The following is a 24,507-nucleotide window of genomic DNA, read 5'->3' as shown; positions in this document are numbered from 1 at the left end:
TTGTTAGCTAAAATATTGACGTACGTTTTTCATGAAACTTTCAGGTGGTTGGCAAGGTCTTCGGGTTTGCTTATTTACAAAAACTAAAGTGGTTTTGCCAGTATTTATGAGCTCATTTGCTTCATTGTATATTTCATATTCTACATTCAATCTAACCGTAGGTAATTCCTTTACAATAGATTTTATAGTTAAAACCTGATTGTAGTACGCCGGTTTTAAATATCTAGATTGAAGTTCTAAAATTGGAAGCATCACTCCTTCAGTTTCCATAGATTCATAAGTCATGCCAGAACAAGCCTCAAAACACTCTGTTCGTGCTAGTTCGTAATATTGTGCATAATTGCTATGATGTACAATACCCATTTGATCGGTTTCTACATAACGAACCCTAACTTTACTCTCGTATACAAACATTATTTATAAATATTACGTTTGTTTAAGGCTTCTCTGTATTTTTTGGCATTAATTTCATGCTGTGCCACAGTTTCTGCAAAATTATGGTAACCAGAAAAATCTTCTTTTGCACACATATAGATGTAGTTATTTACTTCTCTATTTAATACGGCATCAATTGCTTTAATGCTAGGCATAGCGATAGGCCCTGGGGGTAAACCTGCATATTTATAGGTGTTGTATTTCGAATTTACTGCGAGTAAGGCATTGGTAACGCGTTTCACTGTAAAATCATCATTGGCATAAATTACAGTTGGATCTGCTTGTAATAAAATACCTCTATTTAAGCGATTTAAATATAAACCCGCTATCGTTGGCATTTCTTTATCATAAAGCGCCTCACCATCTACAATAGATGCTAAAATAGAAACTTGAATAGGAGTTAGGTTAAGTTTTGCTGCTTTACTTTTACGCTCATCATTCCAAAACTTATTGTACTGTTTTACCATTTTCTCAAAAAACTCTGTCGGACTAATATTCCAATATAATTCATAGGTATTAGGAATGAACATGGTGTAAACATTTTCTGTATTAAAACCATATTTTTCTACTAAAGCCGCAGAATCTAATACTTTAATGAAAGCCAACGAATCTGCTTCCATATTTTTAGCTAAATAGGCAGCAAAATTTTCTTTTTTCCTGATGTTTTGGAATTTCAGTTTTACGGCATCCTGATTACCAGATTTTAACTTATTAATCAACGTACGGTTATTCATTCCTTCTTTTACTGCGTAACGACCTGGTTTTATGTTGTTTGCTAAGTTCATTTTCTCAGCAGCTTCCTGAAAAGAGCCTTCGTTTTTTATAACTCCACTTTCTAATAAATTGTGCAAAAATCCATTATAATCTGAACCAGTTTTTACATAAATATAGCTTTTGGCAGAGCGAACATTAGGGGCGAAATAGAGTGAATAGAATTTAAATCCAAAAAATCCAGCAATTGCTACGATTACTACTGCAACAACTAATATAATTTTAGTACTATTTTTCAAAGGTTTTTTCTCGTTATTCATTTTATGATTTACTACTAATTTTTTGGTTTGTTAGATAAAGTGATGTTGATTGGAGTGCCAATTTTAACTTTTGTTAAAGTATCTGCTACTAAAGGATATTGCAAAATTACTACTGCATTTGCCGAGTCTGTAATTGCACCTTCGTATGTGATAGTGCCTAAAGTTAGCATTGAACCTTTTAAAGAGAATCTTGCTTCATCTTTTGTAAGTCCAACTAAATTTGGTAGTTCTACATCTTCATTTCCGCGACCATCACCAAGCGTTAAATTAATTCTTGATCCTGTTGGTAAAACTTCTCCGCTTTTAATTAATTGTCCACCAAAATAAGCTTCTAAAACTACGTCTTTAGCCACATCTGGTTTGTAAGTAGTGTCGCCCAATTTTAATCGATAACTTTCTAAAATAGCTTGCGCTTCTCTTAAAGATTTAGATTCGATATCTGGAAACTTCACGTTTGGCGCTTGCGAAGTATTAATCGTCAAATAAATTGTTCTATTTCCCTTTACAAAAGTATTTGCATCTGGATCTTGATCGGTCACAATTCCCGGTGGTTTATCCATAATATAAACCGAATCTATTTCGTAACGAAGGCCTAAATCTTCTAATTTGCTAACCGCCTGCGCAAGTGTAAGCCCTTTTACTTCAGGTACGTTTAAACCCTCACCATGTTTAGTATAAAACCGTAAACTAAAAAAAGCTATTGATAATATCACCACAACCGTACATATTGCTGCAATTAGATTATTTCTGAAAGATTTTGTTTTAAGATATGCAATAAAGTTGCTCATTTATTTCTCAGTGATAGATGTATAATAGTCCAAATTTAGTTTAAAAAAATATTTTATCTCAATTAAAATCAAATCTGCATGAACTAATTTATATTTTTGGATATAAAATTTAAGTTAATCCGATGAAGAAAACAATTGCATTATTAACAGGTGGTACAACAGGCGAGTGGGTGGTGTCTGTAAAAAGCGCTGCAACGATTGCTCAAAATATAGATGCGACTAAATACGATGTATATAAAATAATGCTGACAGAAAATGGATGGTTTTATGAGCCAGCAGATTCTGTGAAAATTGATATTGATAAAAATGATTTTTCGTTAACCTTAAACGGAAGAAAAATAAAATTTGATGGTGTTTTTATTGCAATTCATGGTTCACCTGGCGAAGATGGAAAACTGCAAGGTTATTTTGATATGATTGGCATTCCGTATACAACTTGTAGCGCTTTAACATCTGCAATTACCATGAATAAAGGGTATACAAAAGCAGTAGTTGATGGAATTAAAGATTTAAATGTTGCTAAATCAATCCAAGTATTTAAAAATATCGATTTCAATATTGATGACATTAAAAACAATCTAAAACTTCCATACTTTGTTAAACCGAATAGTGGAGGAAGTAGTATTGGAATGAGTAAAGTTAAACATGCGGATGATTTGCAAGCTGCATTAGATAAAGCATTTAATGAGGATGATCAGATTTTAATTGAAGAATTTGTAGAAGGAAGAGAATTTTCTGTTGGTGTTTTTAAAACCAAAGGTGAAATTATTGTTCTGCCAGCTACCGAAGTAATTCCTGCAAATGAGTTTTTTGATTTTGAAGCAAAATATACACCTGGAGCAACCGAAGAAATTACACCTGGTCGTATGACGGATGAAGAAAAAAACAGAGTTGAAGAAGTAGTAACAGCTGTTTATCAAAAGTTAAATTGCAATGGTGTAGTACGGATTGATTATTTCTTGCAAAATGAAACCAGTAATTTTTTCTTTATAGAAATCAATACCATTCCTGGACAAACGGCAACAAGTTTTATTCCACAACAAGTTGCAGCTATGGGAATGGAGCTAAAAGAATTTTATACACAGGTTATAGAGGAAACTATTTGATAAAGTCAGAAAAGTCTGGAAGACCGAAAGTCAGTAAAGTTATTGACTTTCGGACTTTACCGACTTTCGGTCTTAATTTTTTAAACCATCGTCTTTTTCCACTTACCTCGTTTAAACAAAATAAATGCTGCAATAGTAATTCCGACTTCTGCTACTGGAATAGCAATAAAAACTCCTGTTGGTCCCATATTTAAATATTTAGCCAGAAAGAAAGCAAATGGAATTTGGAACAACCAAAATGCAATAACATTAATTTTTGTTGGTGTCCAAGTATCACCAGCACCATTAAAAGCACTTACTAATACCATTCCAATACCATACAGTATAAAACCATAACTTAAAATCCTCAAGGCTTCTACAGCAACAACTTTAACTTGTTCATCCGTAGTGAAAAATGCTGCAAAATATTTACCGCAGGTTAAGAATAACACAGTAACACACGCCATAAATATCACAGAGTATTTCATGGTTACAAATACAGATTGTTGTGCTCTATCCATGTGCCCAGCGCCCATATTTTGTCCGACTAAAGTTGCGGCAGCATTACTTAATCCCCAAGCAGGAAGCATAAAGAACATCATTAAACGTAATGCAGTTTGGTAACCTGCAGACCCATGATCTCCGCCAGTTGTAGCTACTAATTCTGCTAAAAATATCCAACTACACGAAGCAATAACAAATTGTAAAATTGCAGGAGCAGCTATTTTAACAATTGCTTTAATTTGTTCCCAATGTGGTTTGAAATAAGATAATTTAATTTTTAACGAACTATTTCCTCTGGCCAAATGAAATATTTGATAGCCGACTCCAATACCACGGCCTAATGCAGTTGCCATTGCGGCACCCGTTAATCCAAATGCAGGAATTGGTCCAAAACCTCTAATAAATAAAGGGCATAAAATACAGTTAGCCACATTAGCGATGATTAAACTCTGCATCGCAATAGATGCATTACCAGCTCCTCTAAAAATTCCATTAATTAAGAATAAAAGCATGATAATCATACTGCTACCCATCATTATTTGAACAAAAGTGGTTCCTTGTACAGCAGTAGTTTCTGTTGCGCCCATTAGCAATAAAAGTTCCTTTGCGTAAATTAATCCAGCAATGCTGATGATTACATTGATGAAAACAGAAATTACGATGGTTTGCATACCTGCTTTTGCCGCTGCTTCTGGATTTTTTTCTCCAATTCTGCGAGCAACTACAGCAGTAGCGGCCATGCTCATACCAATGGCTAGTGAATAAATAATGGTTAAAACAGATTCTGTTAAACCAACAGTTTGTATCGCATTACTGCTATTTGGTAAATGACCTACAAAGTAAAGATCTACTAAAGCAAAAACAGATTCCATCATCATTTCTAGCATCATTGGGATGGCTAAAAGAAAAATTGCTTTGCGAATGCTGATCGTTGTATAATCTGTTTCTTTGCCAATAATTGCTTGCCATAAAACAGAAAAAAAATTAGAAAAACTAGTATTAGTCTTTAAAGATTGTGACATAAAATAAAATTAAAGAGATAACCATGAAATGCTTGATACTAAGCATCAATTATTTGATAAAAGAATGTGGATTTAGCTTTTAACAGCCAAATTTTTCCCTCGAAACTATCATGGTTCGTTTGATTTTGATAAAACAAAAATATAAAAATAAATGAAACAGCAAATTTTAATTTATTCTTATCGGCCGATTAATATGCTATCACTTAAATACTATACGCTTTAATCATTTCTTCAGTTACTTTACAAGAACGTTGAGTTTGTAAATCTATCATTACGTATTCGAAAATACCGTCTGAGGCTACTTTTCCGGTTGTTTTATTGATGATTTCGAACTGAACATTACTGCCTTTCTCATTCATTTCTAAAATCCCAGTTCGTATCAGCATTTTGTCGCCCATTTTTAAAGGACGTTTAAAATTGATGATTACTTTAGCTACAACCCATCCATAACCTTGTTCTGAGAATTTCTCCCAACTCATACCATAAAATTTATCCATTTGCTCATAACGAGCAGCCAATACATAATCTAAATATTTGCTGTTATGTACATGATTAAACATGTCTATGTCATCAGGACGTACATTTAACTCACTTTCGAATATGCTGAATTGATTTTTTTCCATCGATGCAAATTAAATCATTTTATTATTTAGTATGTAAAAATAATGCATTTTCACCGTCGCTTCTCCGTCAATCCTGTGTCGGTTGACCAACGAAAAGCCTATTTCGACGGCCAACCGACGGTATACCGAGCCTATACGGACGGTGAAAGACTGTTTAGAACTTACAATAATTAGCTAACTACCCAATTTTTATTGTTAACTAATTTTTGTATTTTTGAACAATGGGCACTTTAAAACTATATGATACAAATATTCCTAGAGCAAGTATAGCTGCAGAGCGAGAATATGCCTATCAAAGTCGCTCTTCTGAGCAAAAATTCCTTGCCTTAATAAATCTTAATCGTATTTCTTTTCAAATGAACGGGGGTAATCCCTTAAAAAAACCACAAGGTTTGGGTCTTATTATCAGTAAGCCAAATATTTAAATTTTTATGTCTTTTGATAAGGAAAGTCCAGAAATGTTATTGCTTTTACAAACGTTTGAAAAGCATCATGTAAATTATTTAATTGTTGGCGGTTTTGCAGTTAATCGTTATGGTTATAATCGTACCACAGGCGATTTGGATATTTATTTGAAAGACACAGTCGAAAACCGTAGAAATTTAATTGAAGCCATTGATGAAATGGGCTACGGTAGATATGATATGTTGATTGATGTGCCAATTATTGCAGGTTATTGTGAGGTAATGATGGATGACGGCATGTATGCAGATTTAATGACTGATATTCCGGGGCTTGAAAAAGAAAATTACGATGAATATTTAGCAATGGCTACTGTAGATAAAATAAATGATTTTAATGTATATTTTTTGCATTACAATCATTTAATAGAGAATAAAAAAGCTACTAATAGAATAAAAGACCAATTAGATGTGCAAGAGTTAGAGCGCATTAACAAGAAGAACTAAGTTCTTTTCATAAACTTTTGTTAACTAAACCCGACATAGTGGAAATACTTTTTGGTTAAGGACTTCGATAAGCTCATACCGACAATCACAAAAAGATTGAAGCGAGGGCGGGACTGCTTTAACCCAAGTACTACTGAACCTGATTTTCAAATATTTAAGCTTTTAATTTTACTTTTGTTAATCCATAAAAATACTTATCTTTGCGCTCAATTAATTAATTTATAAACTTTAGTATCATTCAAGAATGTATTTAAGTAAAGAAAACAAAGCCGAAATTTTTAAAACACACGGCGAAGTAGCAACCAACACTGGTTCTGCTGAAGGTCAAGTAGCGTTGTTTACATACCGTATTGCGCACTTAACAGAACACTTAAAGAAAAATCGTAAAGATTTCTCTACTCAGTTATCACTTCAAAAATTAGTAGGTAAACGTCGCGGTATTTTGGCGTACTTATTTAAAAAAGATATTGCTCGTTATCGTGCTATCATCAAAGCTTTACAGCTAAGAGATATCATCAAATCGGTGTAATGCTTATAAAAGCCATCAGCCAAAAGGTAGATGGCTTTTTTAATTTAATACTCAATAATAAATATATAAACAAGGTCTATTAAAAAGAGGAAAAATAGACCACAACAATTTGTAAATGAATGTAATAAAAAAATCGTTTGATTTAGGCGATGGTAGAATTGTAGAAATTGAGACAGGTAAATTGGCTAAACAAGCTGATGGTTCTGTTGTAGTTAAAATGGGTAATACAATGTTGTTAGCAACAGTTGTATCTACTGTAGGTGCCAAACCAGGTACAGATTTTTTACCGTTATCGGTAGATTATCAAGAAAAATATGCGGCTACTGGCCGTATTCCAGGAGGATTTTTACGTCGTGAGGCAAGATTATCTGACTATGAAGTGTTAATTTCTCGTTTGGTTGATAGAGCTTTACGCCCTATGTTCCCTTCAGATTATCACTCTGATACACAAGTAATGATTTCATTAATCTCGGCTGATAAAGATATTATGCCAGATTGTTTAGCTGGTTTAGCAGCATCTGCAGCTTTATCAGTTTCTGATATTCCTTTTAACGGTCCAATATCTGAAGTGCGTGTAGCTAAAATTGATGGCAAATTGGTAATCAATCCATTAGCTAGCGAATTAGAGCGTGCAACTTTAGAATTTATGGTTGCTGGTTCGGCTAACGATATAGGCATGGTTGAAGGTGAGTGTGATGAAATTCAAGAAGATGAAATGGTTGAAGCATTGAAATTTGCACACGCAGCAATTAAAGTTCAATGTGCTATTCAAGTTGAATTAACTGAAGCTACTGGCAAAACTGTAAAACGTGAATATAACCACGAAGATCATGATGCTGATTTAAGAGCTAAAGTTTTTGCTGATACTTACGATAAAGTTTACGCAGTTGCAAAATCTGGTTCTAATAAAGATGAGCGTAAAGTTGCTTTCACTGCAATTATTAACAAGTTTTTTGAGGCAATGCCAGAAGATACTGCAGATTTAACGAAAGCAATGGCTAAACATTATTACCATGATGTGCAGTACGATGCAATTAGAAATTTGTTGTTAGATGAAGGAATTCGTTTAGATGGTCGTAAAACAACTGAAATTCGTAAAATTTGGAGTGAAGTAGGTTATTTACCTGCAGCACACGGTTCGGCAGTATTTACGCGTGGCGAAACTCAATCGTTAACATCAGTTACTTTAGGTAGCAAAGATGATGAGCAAATGATTGATGGTGCTTTCTTTAATGGTTACAACAAATTCTTATTACACTATAATTTCCCTGGTTTCTCAACTGGAGAGGTTAGACCTAATAGAGGTGCTGGACGTAGAGAAATTGGTCACGGTGCTTTAGCTCAACGTTCGTTGAAAAAAGTATTACCTGAAGGAGCAGAAAATCCATACACAATTCGTATCGTTTCTGATATTTTAGAATCTAATGGTTCATCATCAATGGCAACTGTTTGTGCTGGTACTTTAGCATTAATGGATGCTGGTATTAAAATCAAATCTCCAGTTTCTGGTATTGCAATGGGTTTAATTACTGATGAGAAAACTGGTAAATATGCAATCCTTTCAGATATTTTAGGTGATGAAGATCACTTAGGAGATATGGACTTTAAAGTAACAGGTACTAAAAATGGTATCGTTGCTTGTCAAATGGATTTGAAAATCAATGGTTTATCTTACGATGTATTAACTAAGGCTTTATTACAAGCTAAAGAAGGTCGTTTACATATTTTAGGTGAAATGGCTAAAACCATTGCTGCACCTAACGAAGATTTAAAACCACATGCTCCACGTATCGTTTCATTAAGTATTGATAAAGAATTTATTGGTGCAGTAATAGGCCCAGGCGGTAAAATCATTCAAGAAATGCAACGTGAAACTGGCGCTTCGATCTCTATTGAGGAAGTTGGTAACAAAGGTATCGTTGAAATTTTTGCTGATAACAAAGCTGCAATTGATGCTGCTGTTGCACGTATTAATGCTATTGCTGCTAAACCAGAAATTGGTGCTACTTACCAAGGTAAAGTAAAATCTATCATGCCATTTGGTGCATTCGTAGAAATTATGCCAGGTAAAGACGGTTTATTACACATCTCTGAAATTTCATGGGAACGTTTAGAAACTATGGATGGCGTTTTAAAAGAAGGCGATAAAATAGAAGTTAAATTGTTAGATGTAGATAAACAAGGTAAAATGAAACTTTCTCGTAAAGTTTTGTTGCCAAGACCTGAAAAACCTGCAGCTTCACAAGCATAAAATAAGTCAGGAGTCGGGAAGTCAGAAAGTCCGAAAAGATAAAACCCTTTCAGTTCGCTGGAAGGGTTTTTTTTGTCCATAAATCGGGAAGTCTGAAGTGCTATACGCTTGGTTATTCCCTTACTTTCGGACTTTCTGTCTTTTCCGTCTTCCCGACTAAAAACTTTCAGACTTCTTTTGTAACTTGCATGTATTGATATGAAAAACAAAAAACATATAGTTGAAGAACCATTAGCTGATTATAAAAAAGCTGAAGAAGATTTATTGCATAAAGCTTTATCAAGTTCTTATACTGAACGCTTTCATACCATGGCAAGGATGATGAAAATGAACATCATGCTGAAATCTGCTAAAGTTGTCCATAAGAAAATGGATTAAATAACAAACACGTCATTGCGAGGCACGAAGCAATCTTAAAACGCAAATAATAAAGGAGATTGCTTCGTGCCTCGCAATGACGAAAGCATAAAATAATAAAATAAAATGAAACACATTATAGCTCCTTCTATTCTTTCTGCTGATTTTGCTAATCTGCAACGTGATATTGAAATGATTAATACTAGCGAAGCAGATTGGTTTCACGTTGATGTAATGGACGGTGCTTTTGTTCCAAATATTTCTTTTGGTTTTCCTGTATTGGAAGCAGTTAAAAAGTATGCTACAAAACCTTTAGATGTTCACTTAATGGTGGTAAAACCGCAAAGGTTTATCGAACGTTTTGTGCATGCAGGTGCGGATATTATTACAGTTCATTACGAAGCTTGTGTACATCTTCATAGAACTATACAAACCATAAAAGAATTGGGTTGTAAGGCTAGCGTAGCCTTAAATCCGAGTACGCCAGTCAGTTTATTGAAAGATATTTTGGTAGACTTAGATATGGTGTTAATCATGTCTGTAAATCCTGGTTTTGGTGGGCAGCAATTCATTCCTCAATCACTAAATAAAATAGCTGAACTCAGAAAAATGGCTAATGAAATCAATCCAAATTTGATTATTGAAGTTGATGGCGGGATTGGTATTTCAAATATCGAAAGTTTAATTAAAGCTGGTGCAAATGCTTTTGTAGCAGGTAATGCTATTTTCGCAGCACCAAATCCTACTCAAATGATTGCTGATTTGAAAAATGTAGATGTAAGCTCACAGAAAATATAACGTGTTAAATGCTAAAGGCTTACCTGTTAATTCTAGCTTTACTATTGGGCTTTACTTTGGTAAATGCTCAACCTTTGGTAAGAGTTACAGGAGTAGTTAAAGATTTAAATCTTGATCCCTTACAACAAGTTACTGTTGCAGTTCTAGGTCAGCAAGAATCTACCTTAACAGCTCCAGATGGGAGCTATACCATTTATTCTAAAACAACTTCATTCACAATTAAATATAATTTACTTGGTTATAAACCAGTATTAATTAAAATAAATGAGAAAGTTGCAGGTCGAATTGTTAAAGATTTAACCTTAATTCCTAATATAAATGAATTAGAACAGGTAACTGTAACCAATAAACAAAATCAGCTAAGTAATACGAGTACTATCAATATTTCAGATTTGTCCTCATTACCTTCAGTTTCTGGTAATTTTGAATCTATTTTAAAAACCCTTCCCGGTGTATCTACCAATAATGAATTGAGTTCGCAATACAGTGTTAGAGGAGGTAATTTTGATGAAAACCTAGTTTATATTAATGATGTAGAAATTAGTAGGCCAATACTAATTAGAAACGGACAACAAGAGGGTTTGAGTTTTATTAATGGCGATTTAGTTTCCAGAGCCAAGTTTTCGGCTGGGGGATTCGAAGCTCGTTATGGCGATAAATTATCTTCTGTTTTGGACGTGAAATACGATAAGCCTGATAGTAACCAATTGGTGTTGACCACAGGCTTTTTAGGAACATCTTTAAGTTCTAAATATGTGGCAGATAAAAGCTTCTTACTAATGGGTTTACGCTATAAAAACAATAGCAGTGTTTTAAATAAACAAGATAATAAAGGAAGTTACAGTCCAAATTTTGGAGATGCACAATTACTATATCAATACAATTTTTCGGATAAATTTAGCCTAAGCGCACTTGGTAATTATAATATTGGACAGTTTAAATTAATACCCGAAGATAGAGAAACACAATTTGGTACGCTCGATACTCAATTGAGATTAAATATCGCTTACAACGGACAAGAAATTGATAGTTATCGTACAGTAGGAGGAGCAGTTACTGCAATATTTAATCCGCAACCAAATTTGGTTATAAAATGGATTAATAGCTATTTTAATACGAAAGAAAGAGAGCGGTTTGATATTGAGGGAAAATACATTTTTGATGAGCTGGAAACAGGATTTACTTCGGCTGGTTTTAGTTCTGTACGCATAAATAGAGGCATTGGAACTTACTTAAATTACGCTCGTAACAGCTTAAATTCGCAAACATTAAGTTCAGAAATTAAAACAGATCAAAATTTTGATAACCATGTTTTTTCTTGGGGATTAAGGCTGGAATTAAATAAGTTTAGAGATGAATTAAATGAATATCATTTGACCGATTCGGCAGGTTATATTTTACCTTACGATGCAAAAAAGTTTTACTTAGATCAATCTATTAAAATAACCAACAAAGTTGATATTAATAACTTTACTGCCTTTGTACAAGATAGTTACAGTTTAACGGAAAATACAGATTTACAAGTAGGAGTTAGAGGAAGCTACAATAGTTTATCTAATCAATTCTTAATTAGTCCACGTTTATTGTTAGCTTATCGTCCGCCGAGCAATAATCAAATTATTCGTTTTACTGCCGGAATTTATCAGCAAGCACCAACTTATCGTAGTGTAAGAGCATATGATGGAGTTTTAAATGTAAATCAAAAGGCACAACGTTCATATAATACCTCTGCAGGTTTTGATTATGCTTTTGACGGTTTAGGAACGCGATTGAAATTTAGCTCAGAAGCCTATTTTAAATATTCAGATCGACTAATTCCTTATATTATTGATAATGTTAGGGTTAAATATCTCTCTTCAGAAATTGCTAAAGGACATACTTATGGTGCTGATTTTAGTATTGGCGGTGAGTTTGTTAAAGATTTAGTTTCTTATTTTAGACTTTCTTTTATGAAAGCAGATCAAGATATTATTGGCGATTCATATGTAAAGAAAGATAAATCTGGTTCATCTACTACAATTTATCCTGGTTATTTAAAACGGCCAACAGATCAACGCATTAATTTTTCGGTTTTCTTTCAGGATAGATTGTTAAAAAGCCCAACTTACAAAGTGCATTTAAATATGTTGTATGGATCTCGATTACCAGTTGGCTCACCACAAAGTGATCATTATACAGATGATTTCCGAATACCTGCCTATAAACGAGTTGATATTGGCTTTTCTAAAGATTTTTTAGATGATGTCGCACTGCGAAAACCAAAATTATTAGATAAATATTTTAGTTCGTTTACCGCTTATTTTGAGGTTTTTAATTTGCTAAATATCAACAATACAGTATCTTATTTGTGGTTAAAAGACGTAGACAATGTACAGTATGCTGTTCCAAACTACTTAACAGGTAGACAATTCAATTTTAAATTGATTTTAAAGTTTAAAAACCATCAATAATTGCGACTGATTTACTAGATTTACGCTCATAAAAATTTAGATAACCATTATGATTTAACCCCAAACTTAATGACTAAATCATGATAGCTTTATTTCCATTGAAAACAAATTTATAACAATAAAAAATGAGACATAATTTTGGTGCAGGACCCTGTATTTTACCTCAAGAAGTATTTAAACAAGCTTCTAGAGCAGTTTTAGATTTCAAAGACGGTTTATCAATTTTAGAAATTTCGCATCGCACTCCCGAGTTTGAAGGCGTGGTGGAAGAAGCAACAAAATTGGTAAAGGAACTTTTAAATGTACCATCAGGATACTCCGTTTTATTTTTACAAGGTGGAGCAAGTTTACAGTTTGCGATGGTGCCAATGAATTTGTTGCCAGAAGGAAAAACTGCAGCTTATTTAGAAACTGGAGTATGGGCAAATAAAGCGATTAAAGAGGTTAAGTTTTTTGGAAAAGCTAATATTGTAGCTTCTTCAAAAGAATCTAATTACACCTTTATTCCTAAAGATTACGCTATTCCAGAAGATAGCGCATATTTTCACTGCACCTCAAATAACACCATTTACGGAACAGAAATGTTCACTTTGCCTGTAACTAAAGTTCCTGTAGTATGCGATATGTCATCGGATATTATGAGCCGCGTAATTGATGTTTCTAAGTACGATTTAATTTATGCTGGAGCTCAGAAAAACATCGGCCCTGCCGGATTAACTATTGTAATTGTTAAAGACGAAATTTTAGGAAAAACAGGAAGAGGAATTCCTTCAATGTTAGATTATAAAGTGCATATTGAAGGTGGTTCGATGTACAATACTCCACCAGTATTTTCAATTTATGTAGCTATGCTGAACTTAAATTGGTTAAAATCTAAAGGCGGTGTAGCAGAAATTGAGCAAGAAAACAAAGCAAAAGCTCAAGCATTATATACAGAAATTGATAGAAATCCATTATTTAAAGGAACATGTGCAGTTGAAGATCGCTCGAGAATGAATGTATGTTTTGTAATGGAAAATCCTGAACTAGAAAAATCATTTGCAAAATTTGCAGACGATAACGGTTTTGAAGGATTAAAAGGACATAGAAGCGTTGGTGGTTTTAGAGCATCAATGTATAACGCTTTGCCAATTACAAGTGTACATGCATTAATAGATTTAATGCAAACTTTTGAAGAAGACTACAATAAAAAAAATAATTAAATTTTAACATATAATTGGTTGCATTTAATCTGTGTAATCAATTTAATCAGAGAAATCATACAATATGATTAAGATACTCGCCAATGATGGCATAGACCCAATTGGGAAACAATTATTAGAGGAGGCTGGTTTTCAGGTTGATACACAAACAATTCCTCAAGATCAGTTAGCTGAAGCTTTATTAAATTACGATGGAATAACTGTTCGTAGTGCTACTAAAGTTAGAGCAGCATTAATCGATGCTTGTCCAAATATCTCCTTAATTGGTAGAGGCGGTGTAGGTATGGATAATATTGATGTTGATTATGCAAGAAGTAAAGGTGTAAATGTAGTAAATACACCTGCGGCTTCATCATTATCAGTTGGAGAATTGGTTTTCTCGCATTTATTCACCGGAATTCGCTTTTTACATGATTCTAATCGTAAAATGCCTTTGGAGGGAAATACTAAATTTAACGACTTAAAAAAAGCGTACGCTAAAGGAATTGAATTAAAAGGTAAAACTTTAGGTGTAATTGGTTTTGGTAGAATTGGAAGAGAAACAGCTACGATAGCATTGCGTTTAGGAATGAACGTGTTAGCATATGATCTTTATCCATTTAACGGTTCTATTTCATTAGATTTTCAAGGCGGTATTAAAGTAGATATTCCTGTACAAACTGTAAGTTTAGCAGAGGTAATTTCACAAAGTGATTTCATTTCTTTACATACACCATTTGCAAATAAACCAATTTTAGGTGCTGAAGAATTTGCAGCGATGAAACCTGGAGTAGGTATTGTGAATTGCTCTCGTGGAGGAACTATTGACGAACCTGCATTAATTGAAGCTTTAAATTCTGGAAAAGTGGCTTTTGCTGGTTTAGATGTTTTTGATAACGAACCAACACCGCTTGAAGCTATTTTAACGCATCCTAAAATATCGTTAACACCGCATATTGGTGCTTCTACTAATGAGGCTCAAGAACGTATAGGGACAGAATTAGCAAATTTGATTATTGATCATTTTAAGAAATAAGCTAATTTTTATATAGATTTTTAAAACCTTCAGCTAAAACTGGAGGTTTTTTTATTTAGAAATTAACTTAACATGAGTTCGGGTTTTAAGCATTTCGCTATTTTTAACTATCTCAAGCCTAAGTACAATCTCTTTGTAAACCTAAAGTCGACCTTGTCCAGTGCGGAAAGCACCAATTAGCCAAAGCAGAAACTTTAATAGCGCTGGGCGCAGTCGTGGATTTTTTTGCATACTTTTTTCATCTACAGGAAAAAAGTTTGTCCGCGAAGCGACAGAACTCTAAATATATCTCAGAAATGAATGATTTTTAAATCACAATCATTGTGTTTGCTATTTATAAGTTATTTCTTATCTCGAATTCATGTTAACTTATAATTTATTTTGAAAAGGAGAGAAATCCCGACTATCTTCGCCTAGCCATTTATAAATCTTTATGCCGAGAATAAAGCCGTTTTGTGCCTTAAAACCTGCACTTGCCTTACTCAATACTGTGGTTACACGACCGCTTGAAAATTATGGTATTGGACAAGCTAGGTTAATAGCCTCAGAAAATCCTGCTAGTTTTTTGCATTTAATTAATCCAGAACTTGATAATCCTTATTTACGTGGTTCTCGTCAAGAATTGATTTATAAAACGGTTTCTGAAAACTTAGAAGGATTTATAGAAAAGGAAATTTTAGTAGCTGAAGAAAAACCCTGCATTTATATTTATCAGGTTATACACGATGGTTTAATACAAACTGGGATTTGGACTTTGACGCATATCAATGATTATTTGCAGGGAAACATTAAAAAACACGAATTAACTGTAGAAGCAAGAGAAAGATTACTCGCTGAATATTTACAACAAACAGGCTTAGATGCTAATCCTGTATTAATTACCTATCATCCAAATAAAATAATTCAGCAACTGCTGGAAAAATATACAGCATTAAAAACGGAAGTAGATTTTACTTATGTTGATGGAACGCAACATCGGATTTGGAAAATTGATGACCAACAAGATTTAGAAAAACTAATAAATGCCTTTGCCGAAATGCCAGAGGTATATATTGCTGACGGGCATCATAGAGCTGCATCAATGGCCAAAATGGGTTTGCACAAAAGAATGTTGTTTAAAAACGACGAAAATGCTGCATTTAACTATTTTACTACAGTTTATATGGATACACAAGAAGTAAAAGTGTTAGCGTATCATCGTTTGGTAAGAGATTTAGCTGGTTTAACGGAAGAAGATTTTTTGAAGAAAGTTTCTGCTGATTTTGATGTAGAAAAGATAGATCAATTTGTTAAACCAACAACTTTGCATCATTTTGCTATGTATTTAAAATCTGGCTGGTACAGTTTAGTTGCAAACCCACATACTTATACTGAAGATCCTGTTAACGTTTTGGATGTGAGTATTTTACAGAATTTAGTTTTAGCCCCAATTTTGAATGTTAAAGATCCCAGAACAGATGCTAGAATTACATTTGAGGGCGAGAAAACTCCAATAAATGTGCTAGAAAGGCAAGTTGATAATGGAATAAATGAAGTTGTTTTTATTTTAGCGCCGATCGCTATAGATCAATTAATTGATGTTGCGAATGCGAATAAAACGATGCCACCAAAATCTACTTGGGTTGAACCTAAGTTTTTGGTGGGTTTATTAACGCACTATTTTAATAAATAATCCAGAATTATTTTAAGGAATTTGTCAAAGCCCAATATCTAAAACCTAAAATTACTTTTTGAAAAGTGGTTAATTTCATCGGGTCTTTTTGATAAAAACTTGGCAAAATTAACTTGTTTAACTTCACCAATAATTTAAACATTTGCCTTTTCATAATTCTTAAGCTGTTTGTTTTTTAAATTTAAAAAGTAAGCCAATACAGCACAGCCGATTAAAAATAGTGCGGTAAATAAATAAGCTAAATCTCTCGAATTTTCTGCTTTATTAGTACTATTAGTTAAATTTTCGTTTTGATCCTGTAAATTTTTAATACTTCTTCTATAATTTTGTATACTTTCAGAATTGGTATTAACAGTCGTTTTTACTTCCTCCACTTGCAAATCTTTGTAATCCAATAAAATCTTTAATTCTTTAAAAATATCATTGTCGTTTAGTGCAATTTGCCTTAAAATTTCATTTGAATTTCTAATGTCTCTTTTAGTTTGAAAACCGAATATGCCTGTTTTAGTGTTTAAACTTTCATCGTATTGTCCAAATTTCGCACTTCTTTCAGCTAATAAGTTATTAATTTTTAATCGTTGAATTTCATAAGCTGAAGTATCTTGTGCAAATAGATTTATTGTAATTGAGTTTACAAACAAAATAAGGAATGCTATTTTCTTAATCATGATTTACTTTTTTATTGTTCAAGCAAACTCCATGCCTCAGCTTTGTTGGCAAAATTAGGTTTAACTTTTGCCCAAGTTTCAGTAAATAATTCAGATTTTCGATAACTTTCTAAATGTTCAGCAGATTGCCAATTACTAATCGTGAAAAATATTTCTGGCTGAGTTTCATGTTGTAATAATTGAACACTATTACATCCTTCAAAACTTGAAATTAGCGGTTTTACTTGATTAAATAGAGTTTTAAACTCTGACACAAAACTAGGAGTGAAGTGCATTTTTACAACTCGAACTAACATATTTTTGGTAATATTATTTTATGAAACTTGTCATTCAGAACGCAGTGAAGGATCTTTTTAAAATATTGAAATTGAGATGCTTCGCAACGCTCTGCATGACAATGGCTTTTATGGATGAAATTCCACTCGTACAATATCGCTGAGGTGTAAACCCAATAATCCGCTAGCTTTTCCCTTGTTAATTGCGATCTCCAAATGATTGCTAATTCCGAATAAACACAACTTTTCTCCTTCGGGAACTTCGTTATAATGCCAACTTAATTGAGTAATGGTTTCACTCTTTCTAAAATATAAAGTAAAATCGCGATTGCGTTGTATTTTGGTAAAAAGGTCTTTGGTGATATTGGTAATTACATTGCAAAAAGTATCAATATAAATTACACTTCCTCTAATTATATCTCGCTCTATTACAGGATGTAAAAGCATTCTTTGCTCAATTTCTCCTGTAGGTAAACCAATGTCCTTTAATTTCCCGCCTTTGGCTAAATGAATAGCTGCTTTTACAAAAATATCTACCAATGGAAAATGTAAATATTTTAAATCTTGCATAATATTTAGCTCCACTAATTCATCTGGAGCTTCATCTAATAACAAAGAAAAAATCCCGTTATCGGCGCCAACAAAATAATGATCTTTATAACGAAGTGCTATATATTTAGTGTTCTCGCTAAACACAGAATCGATGCCAATTAAGTGTACAGTATTTTTGGGAAAGTAAGGGTAAGCGTTTTTAAGCACGAAAGCGGCATAAGAAATATTAAAAGATGGAACTTCATGGGTAATGTCTACAATATTGGCAGTAGGTAGAATACTCAGGATACTGCCTTTTAAAGCAGCCTGATAAAAATCCTTGGAACCTAAATCTGTTGTTAATGTAATAATCGCCATTAAAAATTCAATATTTATTCTTATTCTTGTGTATAGGCAAATCGCCTACAAATATTCAATTTTTTAATCAAAATATACACTTCTAATTAAAAATACAATATTTTGAACGAACTAAAGCTAACATTAGAAACAACAGACCAAGTACAATTTTGGGGCGCCAACAATGAGCATTATGAGTTAATCAAAACTGCTTTCCCAAAATTAAAAATTGTAGCAAGAGGAAATGACGTTAAAGCGTTGGGAGATGAGGCTGAGTTAAAGGCCTTTGAGCAAAAGTTCGGACAATTAGTTGCCCATCTCGAAAAGTACAGAACGCTTTCTCATAACGATGTAGAATCTATTTTAGGTTCTAAAAGAACTACTGAAAAAACAGATGATGCTCCGGCAGCAGCAATTAATACAGGCGAAGTAATTGTTTTCGGTAATCATGGTTTAATGATTAAAGCTCGTACTGCCAACCAACGTAAAATGGTTGATAGTATTGGGAAAAACGATGTGTTATTTGCCATCGGCCCTGCCGGAACTGGTAAAACCTATACCGCAGTAGCTTTGGCAGTTAGAGCACTAAAAAACAAAGAAATTAAGCGGATTATTTTAACGCGACCAGCTGTTGAAGCAGGAGAGAGTCTTGGTTTTTTACCTGGTGATTTAAAAGAAAAGGTAGATCCATATTTACGTCCGCTTTATGATGCGTTGGATGATATGATTCCGCCAGAAAAACTGAAATTATATTTAGAAAATAGAACAATTGAAATTGCGCCATTAGCCTTTATGCGTGGTCGTACGTTAGACAACTGTTTTGTAATTTTAGATGAGGCGCAAAACTCTACCGATTTACAATTAAAAATGTTTTTGACACGGATGGGTCCAACAGCAAAATTTATTGTAACTGGTGATATCACTCAAATAGATTTACCTAAAAAAGCTCAATCTGGTTTGCACAATGCACTTCGGATTTTAGAAGAAATCAAAGGCATAGATATTATTTACCTAAACGGAGATGATGTAGTGCGACATAAATTGGTAAAAGCGATATTGAAAGCATATGGGGATATTCAGTAGGGAACAGAAAATATTACTCATAGAAAAGAAATATAGGAGAACAATATGCTTTATATTGACCTTAGTTATTCATTTTTTATTATTAAAAGTATTTGAGCTACTTGCCAACCCCACTACTATCACTCTAATTTTTACTGGTTTTGTTATCACTGGATTTTTTTTAAGGTATGTAAAACATCAAGCAATAAAAGATTTAGGCTGGGGACTTTTATACGGCACATTATTTTCAATTTGTATCATTATAGCTCTTTTTATTTATCTCACTACCCCTAATTTCTGCTAATTTGAATACAAATGCACCAAGTTCTCTTAAACAATACGTTAACCTTGTCTTTTGAACCTTTAGGTAAAAAGGTTAGGTTGATCATTTCAGAGGATGATGCTGAATTGGCATGTCGAAAAGAAACTATAAAGAATTTGAAGCATTTTTTAACAGAAGATGAAACAAAAATCTTTAAAGGAAGATTACAGTTAAATAAACAAGGAGATATTATTGAGGTATTGCTAAAAAACAAACCAATAGCTGTAGTTTCATCCATTGATTTTGAACAGATTTTAAATAAATTATAATAATTTTTAACCCTGTAGTCTTAAACCTACAGGGTTTTTATTTTAAAATCGTATTTTTATACCCTCATGAAAGCAATCAAAGAAACCCACTTTAATTTCCCACAACAAACCAATTTTTATAAAGGTAAAGTACGTGATGTGTATACCATTGACGATCAATTGATGGCAATGGTAGTTACCGACAGAATTTCTGCATTTGATGTAGTTTTACCAGAAGCTATTCCTTTTAAAGGACAAGTTTTAAATCAAATAGCTGCCAAATTTTTAGCTGCAACACAGGATATCGTTCCTAACTGGGTTTTATCTATTCCAGATGAAATGGTTACGATTGGAAGAATTTGTGAGCCTTTTAAAGTAGAAATGGTAATTAGAGGTTATTTAGCTGGTCATGCTTGGCGTGAGTATAGTGCAGGAAAAAGAGAGGTTTGTGGTGTTTCTTTACCTGAGGGATTAATTGAAAACGATAAATTACCTCAACCAATTATTACTCCGACAACAAAAGCAGCTGTTGGTCATGATGAAGATATTTCAAAACAAGATATTTTAGCCAAAGGAATAGTTTCATTAGTTGATTATACTCAACTTGAAGAATATACACAAGCATTGTACAAACGTGGAACAGAAATGGCTGCTGAGCGTGGTTTGATTTTAGTAGATACAAAATATGAGTTTGGTAAAGTAGGAGATACGATTTACTTAATAGACGAAATCCATACACCAGATTCATCTCGTTATTTTTATGCTGATGGTTATGCAGATCGACAAAAAACTGGCGAAGCGCAAAAACAATTATCTAAAGAATTTGTGCGTAAATGGCTAATTGAAAATAATTTTCAAGGTAAAGATGGTCAAGTAATTCCTGTAATGACACCAGAGATTGTAAATTCAATATCAGATCGTTATATAGAATTATATGAACAAATTGTTGGTGAAAAATTTGTTAAAAATCCTTCATCAAGCATTGTAAATAGAATAGAAGAAAATGTCATAAATGCGATTAACGATTTATTATCAAAATAATAATCGCTACTTTCGTTTTAAATAAATATACAATACCATGAACCGCCCATGATTTTAATCATGGAAAGCTCCATCAGACCATTAAAAAACAATAAATATAAACAGATGAAATTCTCTACAGATAAACACGAAAAATATGTTGTTTTAAAATTGGATGAACCAAAGTTCACCAATGATAATACGCCAGCATTAAAATCTGAATTTATCCTATTAAATACCGAAGGCTACCGTAATATTGTACTCGATTTATCGGCTGTAAAAGAATGTAATGATTCACAAGATTTAAGCTGTTTATTAGTAGGAGATAGGCTTTGCAAAAGCGCTGGTGGTGTTTTTATCGTAACTGGAGTGAATAATTCAATTGCCAATATCATTAAAATGTCTAATCTTCATCAATCGGTTACTTTTGTAAATAAGTTAGATGAGGCTACCGATTTAATCTTTATGGAAGAAATAGAGAAAGAATTGCGTGGTAGCGTAGATAAAGGATAATCTTTTAATGAAATTTGAAGTAACCATTTTGGGTAGCAGTTCTGCAACCCCGGTCTACAACAGAAATCCTACTGCCCAATTATTAAATTGCAACGAAAAATTTTACCTCATTGATTGTGGCGAAGGCACACAACAACAATTGATAAAATTTGGGTTAAAAGCATCTAAAATTAACTATGTTTTTATTAGCCATTTGCATGGCGATCATTATTTTGGCTTAATTGGTTTGCTATCTAGCATGCATTTAAATGGTCGAATAAAACCGTTATATATCTTTGCGCCAAAAGCGATACAAGAAATACTAGAGCTTCAATTTAAACACTCTGATACTAATTTAAGATATGAGTTGGTGTATTTTGAAATTGATGCAACGCAGCCAGCAATTATTTTTCAAAATGGCGATGTAACTGTAGAAACAATTGTATTAAATCATCGCATTCCTTGTACTGGTTTTAAATTTACGGAGAAAAAACGCTTACGTAAATTGATTGTAGAAAAACTAGAAAATGATGATGTTCCATTAGATTTATATCCATTATTAAAAAGAGGAGTGGATTTAACTTTACCTAATGGAAATGTTTTAAAAAATATAGATTACACTACAGATTCTGCTCACCCAAGATCGTATGCCTATTGTTCGGATACCTTAATGGATGAACTTTATTTCGACAGTATAAAAAACTGTGATACGTTATATCACGAAGCTACTTTTTTACATGAAATGCTAGAGAGAGCTAAAGAAACGCATCATACTACCGCTTTACAAGCCGCTGAAGTTGCCAAAATAGTAAACGCAAAGAAACTATTGATCGGCCACTTTTCTTCTCGTTATAAAACACTTGTTGAGCTTTTAGAAGAAGCAAAAACTGTTTTTGAGAATACAGAACTGGCTATTGAAGGAACTACTTATCAGATATAACTATGTCATTCAGAACGCAGTGAAGAATCTTTTAATGCGTTGAGATGCTTCGTTTCACTCTGCATGACAATATCTCTTTATTGCATAAAAAAAAACGCAGATGTACAGCTAAAATCTGCTCATCTGCGGCTATTAAATATCGTTTTACTACTTACTTATCTGTCTTATTACCACCTCCAAATACAGAGAAATGTACATAACGCTTAGGATTAGCTTTTAAATCTATCATTAAATTATCTAGATTTTTAGCAGCGTTAGTCAGATTATCGTACATCTGTTTATCGTTTATCAACTGACCTAACGAACCTTTTCCGTTTTTAACATCAGTAACTATACCTTGTAAATCAGCTACTGCTTTATTTGCATTATCAATGGTTTGTTTAAAGTTTAATGCTGCAACTTTATCTGTAACCGTATTTAAGTTTGTTAAAACAGCATCTATTTTAGCGCCATTGTTTTTAAAGTTGGCAGTAATTGCTTCAACATTTGATAAAATTGCAGAGAGTTTTGAACTTTCTGAACCTACCAATGCATCAACCTTTTTAGAAGTTGCCTCCAAAGAACCTAATGTAGAAGCAATACTGGTAAAACTTTTATCTACATTTTTCTGGAAATTCGGATTAAGAATAGAGTTTACACTTGTTAAAATCGAATCCATTTTAGCAATAATCAGCTCTGCTTTTTTCTGTACGGGTTGTACAGTTTCCATTAAGCCTTTTACTACATTGGCATTTAATGTATCACCATCTTTAGCGAAATTTTTATCGTTTCCTAAAATCATTACAATGGCTTTTCCACCTAAAAGATCGGTGCTTTCTAATCTAGCAATTGTATTTTTCGGAATTTCATATTCATCCTTCACTTTCAACGTTGCAATAATGGTTCCGTTGGGTTGTAAAGTTAATTTATCAACTCTACCAATTTGAAAACCATTAATTAATACAGGTTTTGAAACGCCTAAACCTTCAACATGAGAATATCTGGCATATAGAACAGTTTCACTAGAAAATATAGAGTTTCCTTTTAAAAAGTTATAGCCAATTATTAATAAGGCAATGGCAAATGCTGCTAATACGCCTACTTTGGTTTCGTTTTTTATCTTCACGTAGTTTGGTGTTTATTAAATCTCAATTTCTTTTTTGTATTGTTTTATTGCATTAACAATAGCAGTAACTATTTCTTCTTGGCCAGCTGCTGAGTTAATATAATCTTCTTCTGCCGGATTAGAAATAAAACCAATTTCCGTTAGTACAGATGGCATAGCTGCACGTTGCAATATCAATAATCCTTGTTCTTTAACCCCTCTATTAACTCTTTTATTAACATTGGTGTAGTTTTTTTGAATCATCTTTGCTAAAGCTAAACTTTTAGTTCGGTAAAGAGATTTGTACAAAGATAACATAATTAATTCTTCAGGATTTGTAGGATCGTATGTCCCTTTCTTTTTGTAATCTTTATCCTTTAAAATATCTTCATTTTCCTTTAAACCAGCGTCCATTTCATTTATACGGCGATAAGCACCCACAAATGTTTCGGTACCTCTTGTAGTTCTATCACTGCCACCCATCGAGTTGCAGTGGATAGAAATAAATAAATCGGCTTTTGCATCGTTAGCTATTTCCGCTCTGCGATACCAATCTACATCAACATCCGTTTTACGAATTTGAATAATTTTAATATTTGGTAATTCTTCTTCTAATTTTTTTCCCAGTTTTAATGCAACCTTAAGCGCAACATTTTTTTCTAATGAATATTTGCCAGCTGCACCTGGTTTAACTCCACCATGACCTGCATCAATTACTATAGTTCTGATTTTATAACCCTGCGCTAGAACGTTACTTGAATAAAAGGAAAGAAATATAATTGCAAAGGTTAGCAGGGCACTTTTTAATCTCATTTAAACTAATTTTGATACAAATTTA

At 33.1% G+C, this 24,507-nt stretch carries 26 protein-coding genes; 16 read left to right on the top strand and 10 right to left on the bottom strand.

Annotated features, from left to right (window positions below; genetic code table 11):
- Nucleotides 1–3: 3 nt before the first annotated feature.
- The 3 genes from GM921_RS06160 to GM921_RS06150 are packed head-to-tail and all read right to left on the bottom strand — an operon-like array spanning nucleotide 4 to nucleotide 2,254.
- A complete protein-coding gene (locus GM921_RS06160) occupies nucleotides 4–414 on the bottom strand; it encodes an acyl-CoA thioesterase (RefSeq protein WP_182921718.1) in 411 nt (136 codons plus the stop codon).
- Nucleotides 414–1,466: an endolytic transglycosylase MltG gene (gene mltG / locus GM921_RS06155; RefSeq protein ID WP_182921717.1), complete on the bottom strand. Its 1,053-nt coding sequence runs from the start codon at nucleotides 1,464–1,466 to the stop codon at nucleotides 414–416. Before mltG ends, GM921_RS06160 begins: the two co-directional genes overlap by 1 nt.
- Nucleotides 1,467–1,480: 14 nt before the next feature.
- Nucleotides 1,481–2,254, bottom strand: a complete 774-nt coding sequence (locus tag GM921_RS06150; protein ID WP_182921716.1) for a PASTA domain-containing protein — start codon at nucleotides 2,252–2,254, stop codon at nucleotides 1,481–1,483.
- A 122-nt stretch (nucleotides 2,255–2,376) separates the two neighbouring features.
- On the opposite strand from GM921_RS06150, the gene GM921_RS06145 reads away from it, so the two are divergent.
- On the top strand, nucleotides 2,377–3,360 hold the full coding sequence (locus GM921_RS06145) for a D-alanine--D-alanine ligase (protein ID WP_182921715.1): 984 nt from the start codon (nucleotides 2,377–2,379) through the stop codon (nucleotides 3,358–3,360).
- Between the two features lie 80 nt (nucleotides 3,361–3,440).
- On the opposite strand, the gene GM921_RS06140 is transcribed toward GM921_RS06145, so the two are convergent.
- On the bottom strand, nucleotides 3,441–4,865 hold the full coding sequence (locus GM921_RS06140; RefSeq protein ID WP_182921714.1) for an MATE family efflux transporter: 1,425 nt from the start codon (nucleotides 4,863–4,865) through the stop codon (nucleotides 3,441–3,443).
- A 203-nt stretch (nucleotides 4,866–5,068) separates the two neighbouring features.
- Entirely contained in the window at nucleotides 5,069–5,488 is a 420-nt protein-coding gene (locus tag GM921_RS06135) for an acyl-CoA thioesterase (protein ID WP_182921713.1), read from the bottom strand.
- A gap of 221 nt (nucleotides 5,489–5,709) precedes the next feature.
- Between GM921_RS06135 and GM921_RS06130 the strand changes: the two genes are divergently transcribed.
- From GM921_RS06130 to GM921_RS06085, 10 genes are all read left to right on the top strand, one after another.
- A complete protein-coding gene (locus GM921_RS06130; RefSeq protein WP_182921712.1) occupies nucleotides 5,710–5,913 on the top strand; it encodes a hypothetical protein in 204 nt (67 codons plus the stop codon).
- Nucleotides 5,914–5,919: 6 nt separating this feature from the next.
- Entirely contained in the window at nucleotides 5,920–6,396 is a 477-nt protein-coding gene (locus GM921_RS06125) for a hypothetical protein (protein ID WP_182921711.1), read from the top strand.
- A gap of 244 nt (nucleotides 6,397–6,640) precedes the next feature.
- A complete protein-coding gene (rpsO, locus tag GM921_RS06120) occupies nucleotides 6,641–6,925 on the top strand; it encodes a 30S ribosomal protein S15 (protein ID WP_182921710.1) in 285 nt (94 codons plus the stop codon).
- 115 nt (nucleotides 6,926–7,040) lie between these two features.
- Nucleotides 7,041–9,176, top strand: coding sequence for a polyribonucleotide nucleotidyltransferase (pnp, locus tag GM921_RS06115; protein ID WP_182921709.1), 2,136 nt, complete (start codon nucleotides 7,041–7,043; stop codon nucleotides 9,174–9,176).
- Nucleotides 9,177–9,374: 198 nt separating this feature from the next.
- On the top strand, nucleotides 9,375–9,554 hold the full coding sequence (locus GM921_RS06110; protein WP_182921708.1) for a hypothetical protein: 180 nt from the start codon (nucleotides 9,375–9,377) through the stop codon (nucleotides 9,552–9,554).
- A 105-nt stretch (nucleotides 9,555–9,659) separates the two neighbouring features.
- A complete protein-coding gene (gene rpe, locus GM921_RS06105) occupies nucleotides 9,660–10,331 on the top strand; it encodes a ribulose-phosphate 3-epimerase (RefSeq protein ID WP_182921707.1) in 672 nt (223 codons plus the stop codon).
- A gap of 8 nt (nucleotides 10,332–10,339) precedes the next feature.
- Nucleotides 10,340–12,781, top strand: a complete 2,442-nt coding sequence (locus GM921_RS06100) for a TonB-dependent receptor (protein ID WP_182921706.1) — start codon at nucleotides 10,340–10,342, stop codon at nucleotides 12,779–12,781.
- Between the two features lie 125 nt (nucleotides 12,782–12,906).
- A complete protein-coding gene (gene serC, locus GM921_RS06095) occupies nucleotides 12,907–13,983 on the top strand; it encodes a 3-phosphoserine/phosphohydroxythreonine transaminase (protein ID WP_182921705.1) in 1,077 nt (358 codons plus the stop codon).
- Between the two features lie 64 nt (nucleotides 13,984–14,047).
- Nucleotides 14,048–14,998: a D-2-hydroxyacid dehydrogenase gene (locus GM921_RS06090; protein WP_182921704.1), complete on the top strand. Its 951-nt coding sequence runs from the start codon at nucleotides 14,048–14,050 to the stop codon at nucleotides 14,996–14,998.
- A gap of 433 nt (nucleotides 14,999–15,431) precedes the next feature.
- Nucleotides 15,432–16,670: a DUF1015 domain-containing protein gene (locus GM921_RS06085; protein ID WP_182921703.1), complete on the top strand. Its 1,239-nt coding sequence runs from the start codon at nucleotides 15,432–15,434 to the stop codon at nucleotides 16,668–16,670.
- A gap of 134 nt (nucleotides 16,671–16,804) precedes the next feature.
- Here the strand turns inward: GM921_RS06085 and GM921_RS06080 are convergent, their stop codons facing one another.
- The 3 genes from GM921_RS06080 to GM921_RS06070 form a co-directional block, all read right to left on the bottom strand.
- Complete coding sequence (locus GM921_RS06080; protein ID WP_182921702.1) at nucleotides 16,805–17,338, bottom strand: hypothetical protein; 534 nt, start codon at nucleotides 17,336–17,338, stop codon at nucleotides 16,805–16,807.
- Between the two features lie 11 nt (nucleotides 17,339–17,349).
- The gene (locus tag GM921_RS06075) at nucleotides 17,350–17,634 is read right to left on the bottom strand and encodes a putative quinol monooxygenase (protein WP_182921701.1); all 285 of its coding nucleotides are present in this window, start codon (nucleotides 17,632–17,634) and stop codon (nucleotides 17,350–17,352) included.
- 108 nt (nucleotides 17,635–17,742) lie between these two features.
- Nucleotides 17,743–18,522 (bottom strand): SAM hydrolase/SAM-dependent halogenase family protein, encoded by a 780-nt coding sequence (locus tag GM921_RS06070; protein ID WP_182921700.1) that lies wholly within the window; start codon nucleotides 18,520–18,522, stop codon nucleotides 17,743–17,745.
- A gap of 102 nt (nucleotides 18,523–18,624) precedes the next feature.
- Here GM921_RS06070 and GM921_RS06065 point away from each other — a divergent pair, with 102 nt between their 5' ends.
- From GM921_RS06065 to GM921_RS06045, 5 genes are all read left to right on the top strand, one after another.
- Nucleotides 18,625–19,584: a PhoH family protein gene (locus tag GM921_RS06065; RefSeq protein ID WP_182921699.1), complete on the top strand. Its 960-nt coding sequence runs from the start codon at nucleotides 18,625–18,627 to the stop codon at nucleotides 19,582–19,584.
- 294 nt (nucleotides 19,585–19,878) lie between these two features.
- Entirely contained in the window at nucleotides 19,879–20,154 is a 276-nt protein-coding gene (locus tag GM921_RS06060; protein ID WP_182921698.1) for a hypothetical protein, read from the top strand.
- A 66-nt stretch (nucleotides 20,155–20,220) separates the two neighbouring features.
- The gene (locus GM921_RS06055) at nucleotides 20,221–21,174 is read left to right on the top strand and encodes a phosphoribosylaminoimidazolesuccinocarboxamide synthase (protein ID WP_182921697.1); all 954 of its coding nucleotides are present in this window, start codon (nucleotides 20,221–20,223) and stop codon (nucleotides 21,172–21,174) included.
- A gap of 60 nt (nucleotides 21,175–21,234) precedes the next feature.
- On the top strand, nucleotides 21,235–21,666 hold the full coding sequence (locus GM921_RS06050; RefSeq protein WP_317170967.1) for an STAS domain-containing protein: 432 nt from the start codon (nucleotides 21,235–21,237) through the stop codon (nucleotides 21,664–21,666).
- Nucleotides 21,667–21,673: 7 nt separating this feature from the next.
- Nucleotides 21,674–22,585 (top strand): ribonuclease Z, encoded by a 912-nt coding sequence (locus GM921_RS06045; RefSeq protein WP_182921696.1) that lies wholly within the window; start codon nucleotides 21,674–21,676, stop codon nucleotides 22,583–22,585.
- 151 nt (nucleotides 22,586–22,736) lie between these two features.
- On the opposite strand, the gene GM921_RS06040 is transcribed toward GM921_RS06045, so the two are convergent.
- On the bottom strand, nucleotides 22,737–23,690 hold the full coding sequence (locus GM921_RS06040; protein ID WP_182921695.1) for an MlaD family protein: 954 nt from the start codon (nucleotides 23,688–23,690) through the stop codon (nucleotides 22,737–22,739).
- Nucleotides 23,691–23,705: 15 nt separating this feature from the next.
- Nucleotides 23,706–24,482, bottom strand: coding sequence for an N-acetylmuramoyl-L-alanine amidase family protein (locus GM921_RS06035; RefSeq protein WP_182921694.1), 777 nt, complete (start codon nucleotides 24,480–24,482; stop codon nucleotides 23,706–23,708).
- Nucleotides 24,483–24,507: the final 25 nt, after the last annotated feature.

Source organism: Pedobacter planticolens, assembly GCF_014172375.1.
GTDB classification, from domain to species: domain Bacteria; phylum Bacteroidota; class Bacteroidia; order Sphingobacteriales; family Sphingobacteriaceae; genus Pedobacter; species Pedobacter planticolens.
The sequence above is the reverse complement of the archived record's forward strand: the minus strand, read 5'-3'. Positions and strand labels throughout refer to the sequence as shown.